This is a genomic window from Flammeovirga sp. AWQ4_249, from assembly GCF_056161045.1.
On the sequence record NZ_JBSWYJ010000014.1, the window covers coordinates 1 to 15,163 of the forward strand.

The 15,163-nt window shown below is 32.5% G+C and carries 15 protein-coding genes; 8 read left to right on the forward strand and 7 right to left on the reverse strand.

Going from position 1 to position 15,163, the window contains the following annotated elements; genetic code table 11:
* Window positions 1-142 precede the first annotated feature (142 nt).
* A complete protein-coding gene (locus tag ACXAHM_RS12330; RefSeq protein ID WP_474960746.1) occupies window positions 143-3,466 on the reverse strand; it encodes a CBM96 family carbohydrate-binding protein in 3,324 nt (1,107 codons plus the stop codon).
* 582 nt (window positions 3,467-4,048) lie between these two features.
* On the opposite strand from ACXAHM_RS12330, the gene ACXAHM_RS12335 reads away from it, so the two are divergent.
* Both ACXAHM_RS12335 and ACXAHM_RS12340 read left to right on the forward strand, forming a co-directional pair.
* Window positions 4,049-4,408 carry a hypothetical protein gene (locus tag ACXAHM_RS12335; RefSeq protein WP_474960747.1) on the forward strand — a complete coding sequence of 120 codons (360 nt, stop codon included), beginning with the start codon at window positions 4,049-4,051 and terminating at the stop codon, window positions 4,406-4,408.
* A 1-nt stretch (window position 4,409) separates the two neighbouring features.
* On the forward strand, window positions 4,410-5,294 hold the full coding sequence (locus tag ACXAHM_RS12340) for an immunity 49 family protein (RefSeq protein ID WP_474960748.1): 885 nt from the start codon (window positions 4,410-4,412) through the stop codon (window positions 5,292-5,294).
* 306 nt (window positions 5,295-5,600) lie between these two features.
* Here ACXAHM_RS12340 and ACXAHM_RS12345 read toward each other — a convergent pair whose 3' ends face one another.
* Window positions 5,601-6,398, reverse strand: coding sequence for a patatin-like phospholipase family protein (locus tag ACXAHM_RS12345; RefSeq protein ID WP_474960749.1), 798 nt, complete (start codon window positions 6,396-6,398; stop codon window positions 5,601-5,603).
* Between the two features lie 58 nt (window positions 6,399-6,456).
* Window positions 6,457-6,639 (reverse strand): hypothetical protein, encoded by a 183-nt coding sequence (locus ACXAHM_RS12350; RefSeq protein ID WP_474960750.1) that lies wholly within the window; start codon window positions 6,637-6,639, stop codon window positions 6,457-6,459.
* A 203-nt stretch (window positions 6,640-6,842) separates the two neighbouring features.
* Between ACXAHM_RS12350 and ACXAHM_RS12355 the strand changes: the two genes are divergently transcribed.
* Together ACXAHM_RS12355 and ACXAHM_RS12360 are read left to right on the forward strand one after the other, a co-directional pair.
* On the forward strand, window positions 6,843-7,703 hold the full coding sequence (locus tag ACXAHM_RS12355; protein ID WP_474960751.1) for a carbohydrate kinase family protein: 861 nt from the start codon (window positions 6,843-6,845) through the stop codon (window positions 7,701-7,703).
* Between the two features lie 54 nt (window positions 7,704-7,757).
* Entirely contained in the window at window positions 7,758-9,173 is a 1,416-nt protein-coding gene (locus tag ACXAHM_RS12360; RefSeq protein ID WP_474960752.1) for a sulfatase, read from the forward strand.
* A gap of 239 nt (window positions 9,174-9,412) precedes the next feature.
* Here the strand turns inward: ACXAHM_RS12360 and ACXAHM_RS12365 are convergent, their stop codons facing one another.
* The gene (locus ACXAHM_RS12365; protein WP_474960753.1) at window positions 9,413-9,670 is read right to left on the reverse strand and encodes a helix-turn-helix domain-containing protein; all 258 of its coding nucleotides are present in this window, start codon (window positions 9,668-9,670) and stop codon (window positions 9,413-9,415) included.
* 15 nt (window positions 9,671-9,685) lie between these two features.
* On the opposite strand from ACXAHM_RS12365, the gene ACXAHM_RS12370 reads away from it, so the two are divergent.
* Window positions 9,686-10,198, forward strand: coding sequence for a hypothetical protein (locus ACXAHM_RS12370; RefSeq protein ID WP_474960754.1), 513 nt, complete (start codon window positions 9,686-9,688; stop codon window positions 10,196-10,198).
* 35 nt (window positions 10,199-10,233) lie between these two features.
* Complete coding sequence (locus ACXAHM_RS12375; protein WP_474960755.1) at window positions 10,234-10,455, forward strand: hypothetical protein; 222 nt, start codon at window positions 10,234-10,236, stop codon at window positions 10,453-10,455.
* A 133-nt stretch (window positions 10,456-10,588) separates the two neighbouring features.
* On the opposite strand, the gene ACXAHM_RS12380 is transcribed toward ACXAHM_RS12375, so the two are convergent.
* Together ACXAHM_RS12380 and ACXAHM_RS12385 are read right to left on the reverse strand one after the other, a co-directional pair.
* A complete protein-coding gene (locus ACXAHM_RS12380) occupies window positions 10,589-10,873 on the reverse strand; it encodes a CDGSH iron-sulfur domain-containing protein (RefSeq protein ID WP_474960756.1) in 285 nt (94 codons plus the stop codon).
* Window positions 10,874-10,987: 114 nt separating this feature from the next.
* Window positions 10,988-11,452, reverse strand: a complete 465-nt coding sequence (locus ACXAHM_RS12385) for a hypothetical protein (RefSeq protein WP_474960757.1) — start codon at window positions 11,450-11,452, stop codon at window positions 10,988-10,990.
* A gap of 395 nt (window positions 11,453-11,847) precedes the next feature.
* Between ACXAHM_RS12385 and ACXAHM_RS12390 the strand changes: the two genes are divergently transcribed.
* Window positions 11,848-12,600, forward strand: a complete 753-nt coding sequence (locus ACXAHM_RS12390) for a hypothetical protein (protein WP_474960758.1) — start codon at window positions 11,848-11,850, stop codon at window positions 12,598-12,600.
* Between the two features lie 332 nt (window positions 12,601-12,932).
* On the opposite strand, the gene ACXAHM_RS12395 is transcribed toward ACXAHM_RS12390, so the two are convergent.
* Entirely contained in the window at window positions 12,933-14,054 is a 1,122-nt protein-coding gene (locus ACXAHM_RS12395) for a lipid A-modifier LpxR family protein (RefSeq protein WP_474960759.1), read from the reverse strand.
* A gap of 299 nt (window positions 14,055-14,353) precedes the next feature.
* Here ACXAHM_RS12395 and ACXAHM_RS12400 point away from each other — a divergent pair, with 299 nt between their 5' ends.
* Window positions 14,354-15,163 (forward strand): hypothetical protein, encoded by an 810-nt coding sequence (locus tag ACXAHM_RS12400; RefSeq protein ID WP_474960760.1) that lies wholly within the window; start codon window positions 14,354-14,356, stop codon window positions 15,161-15,163.

The window sequence follows — 15,163 nt, forward strand, 5'->3', positions numbered from 1 at the left end:
GTCAATACACGTATCTCCAATAATAAATTCATGATCTTGAAAGTGTTTAATCTTCCAAAAAAAAGCAGAAGTAACATTGAAAGCATACCTCATGCCCCACAATCCTTACCACAAAAGATTTATAAACGCTACTACTTACAAACTAATTTCTCACAATTTTTTTGCTAATGAATTCTTTCCCATCAATAATTTTCAGATGATAAATACCTGGAGGTAAATGATATAACTTTTCAATAGAAATCATGGTACGATAATTATCTACATTCAAAACCTCATAATACATCTGTTGACCTTTATGATTATAGACTTGAAGTGTGATTTTTGAGTTGCTTATGTTCTGTAATGATAAAGTAGATTGATGGGATATAGGATTAATATTTACTTCAAGAGATAACGTTTTTGTATCCTTATTATTTTGAATTAAAATAGGACCATAAACTTGAAATTGACCATCTAAATCGTATTGAATTAATTTATATTTTAAAGTTTGATAATGCCTTTGTAAATCATAATCTTCAAATGAATAATCAATCCTTTTATTAGAATTACCTTGTGCTTTAAACTCACCTATTTCTTTCCAATAATTTAAACCCCTGGAGACAAAAAGCTTGAAATAGTCAGCGTTAATTTCCGTTAAAGTTGACCATTGAATAAGCGTATGATCTTCCTTAGCAATAGCTTTAAATTCATATAACTCAACAGGAAGATCTTGACCATTTCCACTGATTACCCTGAGTTGAGGTGGATTAGATTGTGTTCTACTGTCAAATTTTAATTGATTCTGTCCAGCATTTGTATCTTCTAACCAAAAGGAAATGTTACTATCTGTATTTTGGATTTTATCTTCCAAATATTGAGTGACATCAATTTCAAAATATTGATTTAGTGCATTAAAAGTTGTGGTTGTAATGAGACTACTTTTGGTGGGTTTTGTTCCCCAAGTGACACTGCTCTCTGCCCAAGTATCCCCAATTACTTTGTATGTAGCAATATCAATATTAGTATTAAAAGTACTCGTATATACTCTCAGTTTAGCCGAAGTAATATCTGTTTCGCTCAACAGTGAACTAATATTAAACTTAAATAAACCAATCCTATGATCATTTGATTTACCATATATTTCTACTTTGGACCAATTACCATTTAAATTTACGCTCCCTTCACGAATAGTCACATCATCTGTGGCTGTGAGTTCTGTTGTATCTCCTCCAGCTTGTGCTGCTTGAGCAATAGTGATATTGATAGAATCTGCGGCAATATCATTTTGATAAAGGGCATAAAGTACGATTTTTTTAGTACCTGTTGTTTGAGGAATGTATTGTAATGTGTAAGGTGTAGTAGAATCATAGCCAATCAATGTATTGTCCTCAAAAAAAGCAATTCTTTGGAATTCGTTATTTGGGTCTGTAATACTTGCCGTAATAGAAACAGAATTTCCTAGAGTATAAGAAGCGGCGTTGGCAGGAGCAGTTATGGTTAATGTAGGAGCAACATAATTGTTGTTTTGTTGATTATCATTTTCTTCATCCTCTTCAAATATATCAGCGCCACCAATACTACTCGTGATGATTTCAAGCTTGGGAACATTTGTTCTTGATTTACTATCAAAATAGGTTTGAACCTGTGAAAGTGTTGTTTCTTCTAGCCAAATTGTAATCAATGTATCAGAACTTGAAAATTTATCTCTCACGTAACTTTTGACATCAAATTCTACATAACTTCCGGAAGAGGATATAGATAATTCAGCTACTTCACTCCCTTTAGTAGGTCCATTATTCCATGTTACGGTACTTTCATCCCAATCATCACCTGTTGCAGAAAAGGCCTTTAAAGTGATAGGGGAATCTAATGAATTGACATATACTTTTAATTTGGCACTCCTAACTTCAGGTTCGTCAATTATCGATGCAAGATTGAATTTAAAAATACCGACAATATTGGCATTTTGTTTACCATATACCTCAACTTTAGACCAGTTTCCAGTAGAAGAAGGATAATGTTCACGAATCGTAGCATCATGAATTGATGTTAGCGTTGCCGTATCAATACTTGCCCCAATGGTAACACCAATGGAATCTATTTCGGAAACTTTACTGTCTAAATCAGTTGCTTTCGCACTTAAAATATAGGCACCAGAAGTCGAAGCTACCCAATCTATTGAGAATGGAGAACTTGTATCAGTTCCTAATGAAGTACTATCTACAAAAAATTCTACTTGAGCGACTGTACCATCAACATCACTTGCACTTGCATTGATAGTGATCGTTTGAGGTGAACTATAATTGGTTAAATGAGTGGGTGAAGTTATTTCTACGGTTGGAGGCTTTGGACCTATATAAATGTCATGAATGGATGAAACGGCATAATTACTATCACTATCCATTGTAATTGCTTTTAAAGTATAAGGTCCGTCAGAGGGACTCCAATTTACGGTGTATGGGCTGGTATAATCAATGCCGATGGAGACATTATTAGCGATAAATTCTACAAATTCAATATTACCTGATGTACCCAATTTTTTTCCACCTGGATCACTTGCTGTAGCCGAAAGAGCAAATGTTGATCCTGTTGGAAGATGAGCAGAATCAAGAGGGTTCGTTAAAGTAATCGTTGGTAAATGAGCCTGATCGGTCGCCCAAGTATCCATTGAAACAGTTATACTATCCGTAATATTTATACCATCAAAATATAATGTTCTTTCGTCTCGTATTTCAGTATACATACCAAATTTGATATAGCCTTGTTCATTTTTATAGAGCGTAGGACCTGTGTGTGTAAATACTAATTCACCATTGAGCCAGACTTTTAAGACACCATCACTACCTTGAGAGTGTTTGACATAATATTTTAAATCATTCCATTCACCAGGAGTAGCATAACCAATAACATCTCCTTCATCATCAATACTTACCCAATGACGAACACTCCTTGCAGTTAGTCGATAATCGCCTGTATTACTTAATCGAATTTCAGCATTAGGGTCACCACCACCATATTGTTTCCATTGTGAAATGACAGTTGAATATTGGGTAGCATTGTCCCAAATAGAATCAGGAGCAAAAAAACTTAAACTATAATACCGTTCATCACCAGGAGAAAATGCAATGGAGGAAGTACTGTTGGCTAACTCTGCTCGATAAGCGTAATCATTGTTGGGATAATTGCTTCCATCAGCGTAAAATTTCAATACATAATTGCCTTCTCTAGCCCATGAAGAGGCACTTATCGCAGAGATAGAATGTAAACTATTGGATGTATAAGCACCATTACCATCTTCTACACTACTACTACCATTCTTGGAATAACTTTCTACTAATGGAACAGGTTCACCACTGTCCACTGTTCCTGTTTCACCACCTACATTGATATTGATCGACTGTGAAAAAGAAGTTATAAAAACAAACTGCATCACCCCAAAAAGGAACAGAGAATAAATAGATGTATTTGTGGTGAAGAGTAAAGACATAAAAATTAGTCAAAATATAAATCAGGCTTATCAAAAAAACATACGAACAAAAAGTTTAGTTCAATATTTTCTCCTTATATATTGAAGTTGAAAGAGTAGAAAACTTAATAATGAAAAATGAATACTGTAAAACGCCAACAAACGTCTCCCCATGCATAAATTCAAGGGCTTGAGGTTGGCTATCTTTTCAAAAAAAGAACAGAAGAACAATTGAAAGTACCCCCTTGTAGAGGCACGATTTATCGTGTCTCCAAACCACAAGCAAATAATGAAAAGTACATAATGAATACTGTAAAACGCCAACAAACGTCTCCCCATGTATAAATTCAAGGGCTTGAGGTTGGCTATTTTTTCAAAAAAAGAACAGAAGAACAATTGAAAGTATCCCCTTGTAGAGGCACGATTTATCGTGTCTCCAAACCACAAGCAAATAATGAAAAGTGCATAATGAAGAATGTAAAACGCCAACAAACGTCTCCCCATGCATAAATTCAAGGGCTTGAGGTTGGCTATCTTTTCAAAAAAAGCAAAGCAGAAAAAGCCTCCGATGAATTAATCCCCAAAATATACAAAGATACTTCAATGGAACCTCTCGAATTTGTAATGCCAGGTAAATCAGGTCAATTTGATAGAATTTATTATGATACTAAAAACAATAAATTTATAATTGTAGAGGCAAAAGGGGGAAGTTCAAGAATTGGTACTCGTTTGTATAAACAAAAAAACTACGAACAAGGAACAGATGAATACCTTTTAAGTAGTATAGCTCATATGAAGGAAAAAGGAGATCAAAATGCTCAAGATTTAGCAGATGATTTATTAGATGCTTACAAAGATAAAAAAATAGACTACCTCCTAGTCAAACAAGAATTTAATACAAATACAGGGGCATTAAAGCCTACGAAAATATCAAAGTTTAAACTAGAGTTTAACAAACAATAATATGATACATATTTCAAGAAATAAGACGCATAGATCAAATAATAAAGAACGGGTTTATAAAAATATAAACAAAGAGAAAAAAAAGCTTAAAGAGTATTTTGTAGAAAATACTTTTATTGAAGATACAGATAGAATAGGATTATATACCAGAGGATTTTTAGATAAATTTTTTCAATTATCAGTCCTAGAAGGTGATAACCACAAAGAAGAACAAATCTTTTTTCTTTCCTTAATTAAACGCTTTGCCAAAGCACATTATACCTTAGCTTACCATCCAGAAGAAATGGTAGAGATAAGTTTGGAAGAAGGAAAAACACATCAAGTGAAAGCACCTAAGGGATTAAAACTTTTAGTGGACTTTAATTCTTGGTTAAGATATTTAAGTATTTTTATTGTGCTAAGGGATAGGGCAGGTTTTGATTTGATGTTGAAAGCCAAAGAAGAACACTTTAGGCTTTCAAATGCTAAATATGATAAATTGGATCATGTCCTTATTCAATTTTTTAAAGCAATAGAAAACCCTACACAAGCCTTGACCATCAAAGCCTTTGAAGCCACAGAACCATTTGTAGGGAATTACCTTGGTGAAAAATTTGCAGCAGAATTTGTATTAAATCAATTTGAACCCCTTTTATGTGTATACGATGCACTTTTCCGTAAAGACGATGACTTATTTAATAAAGAGTTAGAAAAAGCCTTAAGACTTCATCAAGAGTATTATTCAGATGAAAGTGATGATACCGATCATTCAGCCGATGCCTCAAAAGGATGGGTCAGTTGGCTCCTCTTGGCTCCCGTTACTATGGCCTATGATAGAGGTGTAAAGATCAATGTCAGTTCAGAATATATCCCTGAGTGGTTATATAAAAAGGAATTTGACCTTTAATTAAAATTAGAAGAAAAAGAGACAGTCTTACAAACCACAATGCTTCAATGAAATTGAAGAATTAAAAACGCCAACAAACGTATCCCCATGCATAAATTCAAGGGCTTGAGGTTGGCTATTTTTTCAAAAAAAGAACAGAAGAACAATTGAAAGTACCCCCTTGTAGAGGCACGATTTATCGTGTCTCACGGCCCATCTAAAAACCACATAAGCACTAACAAAATAGACTGTTACTTTAAATAAAAGATAAATAGCAAGAGGTTATTCCAACTACTGAAATAACCTCTTTTTTTATGAAATCTTAATCTATTTTGCAATTGTATGACCAATTAGTGTATGGTTTAAATAAAAGGATAATGGAAGAGGTTCATGCTCTTTGGACCATCCTAATACCGTATCATATTGATATTGTTGATCATAAAAACCTAGAACGGGTACATATTCAAAATTTTGAATGGCAGGGACATAAACATCCACTCTTTCTGTGACAGATAATGGATATTGTTTATTGAATTTCTTCAATTTGTCTTTTAAGACATCCTTTCTATCCATATTGTAGTGAAGCCCACCTAAGAAACCTTCAAGTGTTTTGGTTTGATGTACTTTAAGATCTAATAACCCAATTTCTGTATTCCATTCAGTATATGAATTTCTTTGAATACCGATGACAATAATTCTTTTGAAAGGCTTATTTCTGAAACGTTCATATTCCAAAACAGCGTTGATCGGAATATCTTCTTTTGTGCCACCATCGATGTATTCCTTATCATTAATACTAATAGAAGGAAATACACCGGGCATAGCACTGGTAGCCATCATACTTGCTACAATCTCATCAGTGACCTTGTCTTCATCTCTAAAGCCAGGAATGTTTGATATACGAACAAGTTGACGCTCCTCTTTATTTACTGTAGATATGATTGTTGGGATTTCAAGATCTGAAACCCTATGATAATCCATTGAATCCGCAAAGACACGATGGAAGGTAAAGGACAGTGGACTAGTGTCTACTGGTAATTTTCTATCAGGGTTGATAAATATATCTTCTTCCTTAAGGTTATTAAGGATGTTATGTAGTGCTGATTCTTTCGCTAAGAATACCATTTAATACTACGGCGTTGATGGCCCCAGCACTTACTCCTGCGATCAATTGAACATCTTCCTATTGACCTTCTTTATCTAATTGTTCAATAAGTGCCGTCTCTTGTGAAAAACGAGATGCGGCACCTATTATAACAATTGCTGTTTCTTCAGGAGCGTTATTGGATTCTACTATCTGATTACTACATGAGATAGTGATCGTGAAGAGTAAGATTCCAATGATGAATCGAGAAAGTTGTTGCATGTGTGTTTTATGTTAATTGTGTTGTTATTGAATAATTGTTGTTGTGTTGTGTTATTGTGTTGATGCAAAAGTAGTAGGTTGCTATAGAAAGTATTAGTAAAAAAAAATGATTGATTGGTAAATAAAGTGATAATGCATAAAATGTGTTTTTCTAGAGATCTTTTCCTTATTTTTAAAATTGGATTAATTAGTAAACTAAATTGATGAAGAAATTTACAATCATAGGTATAGGAGAAATCCTTTGGGATATGCTTCCACAAGGCAAACTTTTAGGAGGTGCACCTGCAAATTTTATTTATCATTGTTCAGCCCAAGGAGCAGATGCTTATGTAATTAGTGCAATAGGAGATGATGATTTAGGTGATGAAATTTCAACTCTATTGGTAAAAAAAGACGTTCAAAGTTACCTTACAAAAGGAGTACAACCTACTGGATATGTTTCTGTTGAACTCTCTGATGATGGGGAGCCCTCCTATAATATTCATGAAGAGGTAGCTTGGGATGATATTCAACTTACTGCTGAAAGCATAGAAAAATTGAAACAAGTGGATGCTATTTGTTTTGGTTCACTTGCTCAAAGAGGCAGTACTAGTAAAAAAAGTATTCAAGAAGCACTCTCTTTAGTACCTGATCATGCATTGAAAATTTTTGATATCAATATTCGTCAACATTATTTTTCAAAGGAGTTGATAGAATCTTCTTTGGAAGAGGCTACGATTTTGAAGTTAAATGAAGAGGAGATGGTTTTGTTACAAAAGATGTTTGAATTAGAGGGAGATATTGAACAGCAATTAAAAACATTGATAGAGACATACGATTTACAATTAATCGCATTAACAAATGGAGGAAAAGGCTCTTTTCTGTATACAAAAGAGGCTAATTCATACATTCCAACTCCTCAAGTTGAAGTGGCAGATACCATCGGAGCCGGTGATGCTTTTACAGCCACAATGTGTATTGGTTTACTTGAGAAAAAGAGTTTACGAGAAATCCATCAAGAGGCAATTAAAGTTTCCGCTTTCGTTTGTACACAACATGGTGCAATGCCAGAGTATACTTTATAAACAGAAGTATCGAAAACGGACTATTTTTTAATAATTTACTTAAAGCTAAAAGAAATGAATTTTTTGAATCAAAGTAAGGTAATTCTTATTGTTTTTTTATCTATAGCACTAACGATTACTAAAATTACTGCTCAGACAAAGTCACCTAATATTGTCTTAATTAATGTAGATGATATGGGTTGGAAAGATGTAAGTTACATGGGTTCCAAATTTTACGAGACTCCCAATATTGATAATTTAGCAGCTCAAGGAGTAGTGTTTGTCAATGGATATGCAGCTTCTGCCAATTGTTCACCAAGTAGAGCATGTTTGATGTCGGGTCAATGGACACCTAGACATGGGGTATATACTGTTGGTAGTTCAAATAGAGGGAAATCTGAGAATAGAAAATTAATTCCGACCAAGAATACACCTTTATTGTCAAAAGATTTTGAGATCATTCCTCAAGTACTTAAGAAGAAAGGCTATGTCACTTGTCATGCAGGAAAATGGCACCTAAGTGAAGATCCTACTACGTTTGGTTTTGATTTCAATTTTGGCGGGGGAGAAAATGGACATCCCAAAAGCTATTATCCACCGTATAAAAATGTTCAAAGTTTAGAAGAAGAAGGAGACCTTTATCTTACAGATCTCATCACTAAAAAGTCAATTGGTTTTATAGAAGAGGTAAATAAACCCTTCTTTTTATATTACTCAACATATGCAGTGCATACCCCAATTCATCCTGTTCGATCACTTATTCCAAAGTATAAATCCAAGGAAAAAGATGGAAAATATAATAATGTAAATTATGCTACCATGATTGAAAACCTAGATAGAAATATAGGTTTATTGATTGAAAGCTTAAAAGAGAAAGGAGTATATGAAAACACATTGATTATCTTCACTTCAGACAATGGAGGAGTACATGGTATTACGGAACAAACACCGCTAAGATCAGGTAAAGGTAGCTATTATGAAGGTGGAATTAGAGAACCCTTTTTCTTTGTTTGGCCTAATAAATTAAAAAAAACTAGAACCTCAGAAGTTCAAATTACAAACCTTGATATCTACCCCACTATATTGGCTGTAGCCGGAATTAATAACTATGAAGGAAACCTTGATGGTGATAATTTAATGCCTATTCTAAAGTCGAAAAACAAAAAATTAGAAAGAACATTATTCTGGCATTTCCCAATCTATTTACAAGCATATGTGAAAAAAGGTTTTGTCCCTGAACATAGAGATCCATTGTTTAGAACTAGACCTGGATCAGCTATGAGAAAAGGGAATTGGAAGTTACATTATTATTTCGAAGACAAAGGAATTGAGCTATATGACTTATCTACAGATGAAGGAGAAAAGAATAATATTGCCAAACAAAACCCCGAAGTTGTAAAGGAATTAATGGCTGAATTAGAACAATGGTGGAAAGAAACGAATGCACCTATTCCAACAAAATTAAATCCGAAATATAAACCTAGTCTTTAGTGACTTTAAGTGAAAAGTGAAGAATTAAAAACGAGGATAAACGTAGCCCTATGAATAAATTCATGGGCTAAAGAGTGGCTATTCTCCCAATAAAAAGCAAAAGAAAAATGGAAAGTACACCTTGTAAAGGTGCTCTTAATAGCGACTCTCCACCACATTATTCTTATTCCATGAAATGCAAAAAGGTCCTATAATATACTCACATTATGGGACCTTTTTATGCATTGAAAATAGGAGATTTAATCCTCTTCAACAGCTGTTTCTACTTCAGCATTTTCTTTAGCAAATTGCTTTGGTGAACAGCCATATTGTGCCTTAAACCACTTACTGAAATAATGTGGGTTGGAATGTCCAATAGCATAAGCAACATCCGAAACTCTCATCTTGTTTTGCTTCAATAAATAGGCTGCTCTTTTTAAGCGAATAGAATTAATAAATGCCTTTCCAGATATACCTGTAAGCGACTTAATTTTACGGTAGAAATTAGTTCTACTCATCGTAATGTGTATGAAGTGTTGGCAAAATACCCCAATATTATTGCTTTAGAAGATAATACTTGGCCAGAAGAAAATTCATTATTACAACCCTTCGCTTTTATTCCAGAGGAAGATCAAAACCTATTATTTTCATCCAATAGGGTCAATCAAAACTGTTTGACAGATTGTGAATATTTAGTGCAGGGATTTTATCCTAGTATAATGACAAGGTGGTGGCAAAAGTCCATTCAATCAGGTTTAAACAAAGGCTTCGATATCGTAAATGGAAGAACATTCTTCTGGGATAGAGGGTGTACAGATTTTACTTTCAATAGAATGAATGCCTACATGTTAACGCGTTTTTGTTATACCCCTGATGCAAATCCAAGAGATGTTTTTAAAGAAGCAGCTATTGAATTTATGGGAGAAGGAATATCGGATGAGTTGATTGATGTTCTTTTTGAAGTAGAAATTGTATTACAAAAAATAGCAGGTTACAATGGAGAGTTCAAAATAAGATCACGGCTCAAAATCTTGGGCAATACTTAAAACCAAAAGTAGAAGCTTCTGAATGGCTGGAAAAAATGATTCCTAGTTTACCTTACCTTACAGAAGGGCTTTCTGAAGAACATAAAGCATTGATTATAAATTCATTTGAGTCATTGTATTTACTGTCAAAAGGGATGGAAACCTTTGTAAAGGTAGGAGATGTACATTATAAATGGTATAGAACTAAAAGCATTTCTACTGAAGAAGCAAAAAAGGAATTCGACAAATTACAGAAGTGCAACCTAAGAAATATGTAAGTGGATCTACCTTTTAAGTTGGTATTAAAATAAATATTAAACCTCATCAGTAGACGTAAAGTACTATCGATGAGGTTTTTTTATATTAAATAGTAATAAAGACTGTTGGAGTCTTATACTTCTAACGGCATTTTTAGGCTATACTTGCATGGCTTCCATCACAATAGGGGGGATTTTTAGTTTGTTTACACATGCACATAGCAGCGTCTTTGGTTTCTTCTGCCTTGAAGACTACAGGAGTGAATTCAGTTCCTGCATGTGCCCCATTACACCAAGGTTGATTGGAAGAATGACCGCACGAACACCATGCGTAGTTCTTTCCTTCCTCTAGCTTTTCCATTTTTGGTTCTTTGCCTGCTACTTTTGCTTTTCCCATAATAGTATGTTTTTGGATTGATAAGTTTAAATTCGAATTCAATTGTTATTGAACTTAAGCATTAAACAAAAAAAATAATAAATGTTCCCGGAAACTAGAGGCTAAATACAATAAAATCCCATTAAAATAATATGTATTTCAATGGGATTTTATAAACTAACTAACTTGAGGTAATTGTTCTGAATAAGAATGAACAAAATAGCTCGCTGTATTATTAAATAACTTTTGATCGATGAGGAACTTATCTACTTTATAGATTCTTTCGGTTCCATAAATAAAGATGTGTAAATAAGTGACTTTTTTTGTTTTCTTCCTAAATCCTTCAACATGACGGTGAATAAATACATCGTTTATTGCTGACCAAGGGTAAAACATTCCTAAAAATTTTAGATGAATACCTTTATTATTCATTACAATTTTAGGTTTACGATCAAACAATCGTTTTGATGCTCGGATAATAAGAAAACCGGATACAATGATTAGAGCCATTGATATCATGGCAATTGTAGCATTACTGTTGACAATGCCAAAGATAGAAATTAAAAAAACCAGAAAAGAGATAATTTCTATGACAGAAATACCCTTATTCTTGATAGTCAAGTTTGCAAATGTTTTTCGCATAAGTTAATCTGTTAAGTGCAGTACAAAGTATTTAGTGTAAAAAGGGTATCTTTCTATAAAGATCAGGGGGAAATCATGATCAAAAAATAGGCTTAAAAAATGAGCTAACCCTTTTATTTTCCGTTATACACCAAAAATAGAATTAAAATTGATCAATTCAAACGATATTTTGTTAAGCAAAAAATCTTAACAAATTTTACTTTTTTATTTAAGGCTAACGTGATATTTAAAGTGACATTATACAATGTTATTTGTCAATGTTTTAATTGTTAAAGATGTATATGATTAATTTTGAATTACATTTTTCATGAGTTTGAAATAAATAGATTGGTCTGTTATATTTAAATTACGAATAATAAGCATAGTAATTATTCTATTTTTCTAAACCTATCAAAATGAAAAACTGGGAAGATTTAAAAGAATTTAAACCACTAAAAAGAAATACAATAAGAAGTATATTTAGGGATTTTTTCTTACTAGTTGGAAAAAAACTACAGTCAGATGGTTTTCGAATCTTACAAACTTCATATACAAATAAGTTATTTAGAATATCACATGACATCATTGAAATAATTGAATTTAATAATCATGACTCCTTCAGACAAGAGAATGAAAGATTCACAATCAAAATAGGTTTAGTTCCACTATGTTCGGAATATTCTGATCATAAAATATTTGCAGCAAAGTCAATTAATGAGATTGATACAACTATTGGCAACTATGATATTCTTACCCAAGAATATCATCTATTGGCTGACTTTCTTTACAAAAGAATAGTATTACATATTCTTCCTTATTTTAGTAGGTACAATACAACCCAAAAGATTCTTGATTGTTGGCAAGATTTTGAGTATAAAACAAAGCTTGGCGGAGAGGAGATTAAAAATAGTCATTATCTTATTTTATTTTCAGAGCTAAAACAAAATAAGATTCGTTTTACTAATGAAATATTGGAAAAAGAAATCATTTATTTTAAAGATTGGTATAAACAAGAGGTAGATTTTAATGGGAGATCAGTATTGAAACAAAACATCAAAAAGTGGAAAGAATTAAAAAAATACGTTCAAAAAGCAGATTGGGAAAAGATTAATTATCTCTTAAGTATTAATGAAAAAAAAACACTAGAAAAGTTACAAAAATACAATTGATGATATCTATATTTAAAAAGAGGGCATAAAGAAATAATATTAGAAAGAGGATGGATCCAATAATGAAGAAATAGAAATTTTAAACTGTGATTGTTCTACTTATTGGACTCATTTTGAAAATGGAGACCTTGCTAAATTTGTATTTGGTATTATCAATGCATTTTGAGACATAGAAAAACTAGTGGATGTTGTTTTCTAGCTCAAGCATCTATGGAAAGAATTAAGAACAAACTATCCTCTGTTGGTGTTGTAATAGTCTAAAGCCCTGAATACTGTGTAAAGGAATTGATAAAAGCTATGCATAATAAAAGGCTTCAATAACGAATACGAATTTACAACCATAATTTTAAATTAAAACTACCCCATTTTGGAAAGTAGGGTGGAAATGCATCTGTAGGTTGATAGGTAACTCTTTCCCATTGATACTCTGCACTACCAAATTCATACGCAACCACAAAAGCAAAAGCTACTGTATGTTGCAATTTTGGAACTTGACTATATGGAATAGTATAAGGTGAATCTTCAAAAGAGATTAAACTTCCCTGCATTTCACCATCATACAAATTGAGTGTAGTACCTAATTTCACTCTTAAGTAGGCCTGAAGAGGTTTGTAATGTCTAGCCAACCAACTTTTTGCCGACTCTTCTCTTAATGCAGGATCATCCGACCACATGGCACTTGGATATCTTGCCCTTGCATAGGGATCGCCATTGATGTTATAATAAGCATCTAAATTCGCTTTCTTAGAATAAGGTCTATCCATCTGAATCATTAGATCATTAAACATTCCAATACGAATGTGTGCAAATCCAGTCAAATCAATATTCATAGAACCTAATGTTCCTGATGCACCCAGATAAACCTCTAACCATGGAAGTGTAGAAACGAAGTTTTTCATCAAAGTAGCATTGTAATTTAATAATATTCCATTTCCAATTTGATTATCCCAACCTTGTACTTGTTGATCGTCAATCAGACCATGATACCAATTTTGAAATGTCTGTGCTAATGCAATCTCACCAACAACGCCTAAGTCTAATCTTGTGGTGAAAATAATCCCTTTAGAAGGTTGCATGGAATTGTGAGTTAACGAAAGAAATGATTTACCACAGTAAGGAATATCAGTAGAATCAACTTCCGCTTTCTTCAAATCCTCCGGAGTGTACATTTGGTGACTAATGCCTAATTTAAAAAGCTGATGAGAACCATTTAATTTAGGTAAAAATGCATTAGTAAACTTATTATTTAAACCTTCCCAACCAAAAGTAAAATTGGCTCCAAAAGAATAATATTGATCTGTAATGTCTAATAACCATACGTCTTCATCGGCTCTAATATCTATGTAAAAAGGATTGTTTTTTTTCTCTTTCTTTTCCTTTTTTTCTTGGGCAATAAGAGGGATTGTTATTATAAATGAAAAGATAAAGAGGATATATTTAGGCGATTTAAACATGTTTTTTTGTAAGTAAATATTTAAGGGTCAATAGTTTTTGCAGTGAAGAAATAGTTATCTTCTTTTATTAAAATACTAAGGCAAAAAATATTTTACAAGAACTTATTTCTTTAATGTTAGGATAAGATTTTAGAATAAAAAGAAATGAATATAAAGTTAGATTATAATCATATTGAGAATAAATCATTTCATATTTTATGTGTTAGAAACTATATAAAATCATTTACTGACCTTTTTTATGTTATACGTTTTTCTTTAAAATCTTTATCTTTGAAAAATAACGTCTGGCAAAAATTACAATGAGATTAATTATAACACTATACTTCATCAACTTCTTTCTATGTTCATCTTTTGGGCAATCTGTCCAGAGAACTGACACGGGTTTGCTTTATTTAAATTCAAGAAATGAAAAAGAAGTTACGTTGGAACCTCATTTTCTTAAGGAGTATCAAGGAAAGGATTATTCTTTTGGAATCGATCTTCTCCAAAAATATGGGAAACTACAATTACAGGAAGACGAAGATAAAATTTATATCTTTGATAATGTTATTACAGATCAATTCTTTGATATACTTCCAGAAATAACTGTTTTTGATAAATCAGGAATGCAAATGGGAAAGGGGTATTTTGATCGATTGATTTACGAGAAAGAAGCTGGTTTCGAAGGATTTATGGCAGTTTACACCATTGATAGACAACTTCCTAATGATTATTACTTCTATGTATCATCCTACTTTGATTCTTTTTATCAAAAGAAACTTACTACTGATATACATTCTGAAAAATATACAGCATTAATGCAAAAATACTTTGAAGAGGAGAAGATTGACCTTCTGTACGATTATTTCGCTGAAGATGTAATTGATTATGAGGGTAGAGTTCTTATATTTTGCAATACAATGAATAGATATTATATTCTTGAATATTTTAAAGAAACAAGCCAACTCAAAAAACTATATGAAAGTGAGGATAAAATCTGCTTTCTACGGTATTATTTTTTACCTGTAAAAGGAGATTATTTACTTCTAGATGTATGTGAATGTGAAACGGATATTTTATGGACAGATTTTCTTGAGTTGTCTGTTGGTAAAATTAATGTTGTAGAATAA

Bases quoted from the DNA above. Each gene is read 5' to 3' on its own strand.
- ACXAHM_RS12330 (WP_474960746.1), bottom strand. From the start codon at position 3,466: ATGTCTTTACTCTTCACCACAAATACATCTATTTATTCTCTGTTCCTT.
- ACXAHM_RS12335 (WP_474960747.1), top strand. From the start codon at position 4,049: ATGGAACCTCTCGAATTTGTAATGCCAGGTAAATCAGGTCAATTTGAT.
- ACXAHM_RS12340 (WP_474960748.1), top strand. From the start codon at position 4,410: ATGATACATATTTCAAGAAATAAGACGCATAGATCAAATAATAAAGAA.
- ACXAHM_RS12345 (WP_474960749.1), bottom strand. From the start codon at position 6,398: ATGGTATTCTTAGCGAAAGAATCAGCACTACATAACATCCTTAATAAC.
- ACXAHM_RS12350 (WP_474960750.1), bottom strand. From the start codon at position 6,639: ATGCAACAACTTTCTCGATTCATCATTGGAATCTTACTCTTCACGATC.
- ACXAHM_RS12355 (WP_474960751.1), top strand. From the start codon at position 6,843: ATGAAGAAATTTACAATCATAGGTATAGGAGAAATCCTTTGGGATATG.
- ACXAHM_RS12360 (WP_474960752.1), top strand. From the start codon at position 7,758: ATGAATTTTTTGAATCAAAGTAAGGTAATTCTTATTGTTTTTTTATCT.
- ACXAHM_RS12365 (WP_474960753.1), bottom strand. From the start codon at position 9,670: ATGAGTAGAACTAATTTCTACCGTAAAATTAAGTCGCTTACAGGTATA.
- ACXAHM_RS12375 (WP_474960755.1), top strand. From the start codon at position 10,234: ATGATTCCTAGTTTACCTTACCTTACAGAAGGGCTTTCTGAAGAACAT.
- ACXAHM_RS12385 (WP_474960757.1), bottom strand. From the start codon at position 11,452: ATGCGAAAAACATTTGCAAACTTGACTATCAAGAATAAGGGTATTTCT.
- ACXAHM_RS12390 (WP_474960758.1), top strand. From the start codon at position 11,848: ATGAAAAACTGGGAAGATTTAAAAGAATTTAAACCACTAAAAAGAAAT.
- ACXAHM_RS12395 (WP_474960759.1), bottom strand. From the start codon at position 14,054: ATGTTTAAATCGCCTAAATATATCCTCTTTATCTTTTCATTTATAATA.
- ACXAHM_RS12400 (WP_474960760.1), top strand. From the start codon at position 14,354: ATGAGATTAATTATAACACTATACTTCATCAACTTCTTTCTATGTTCA.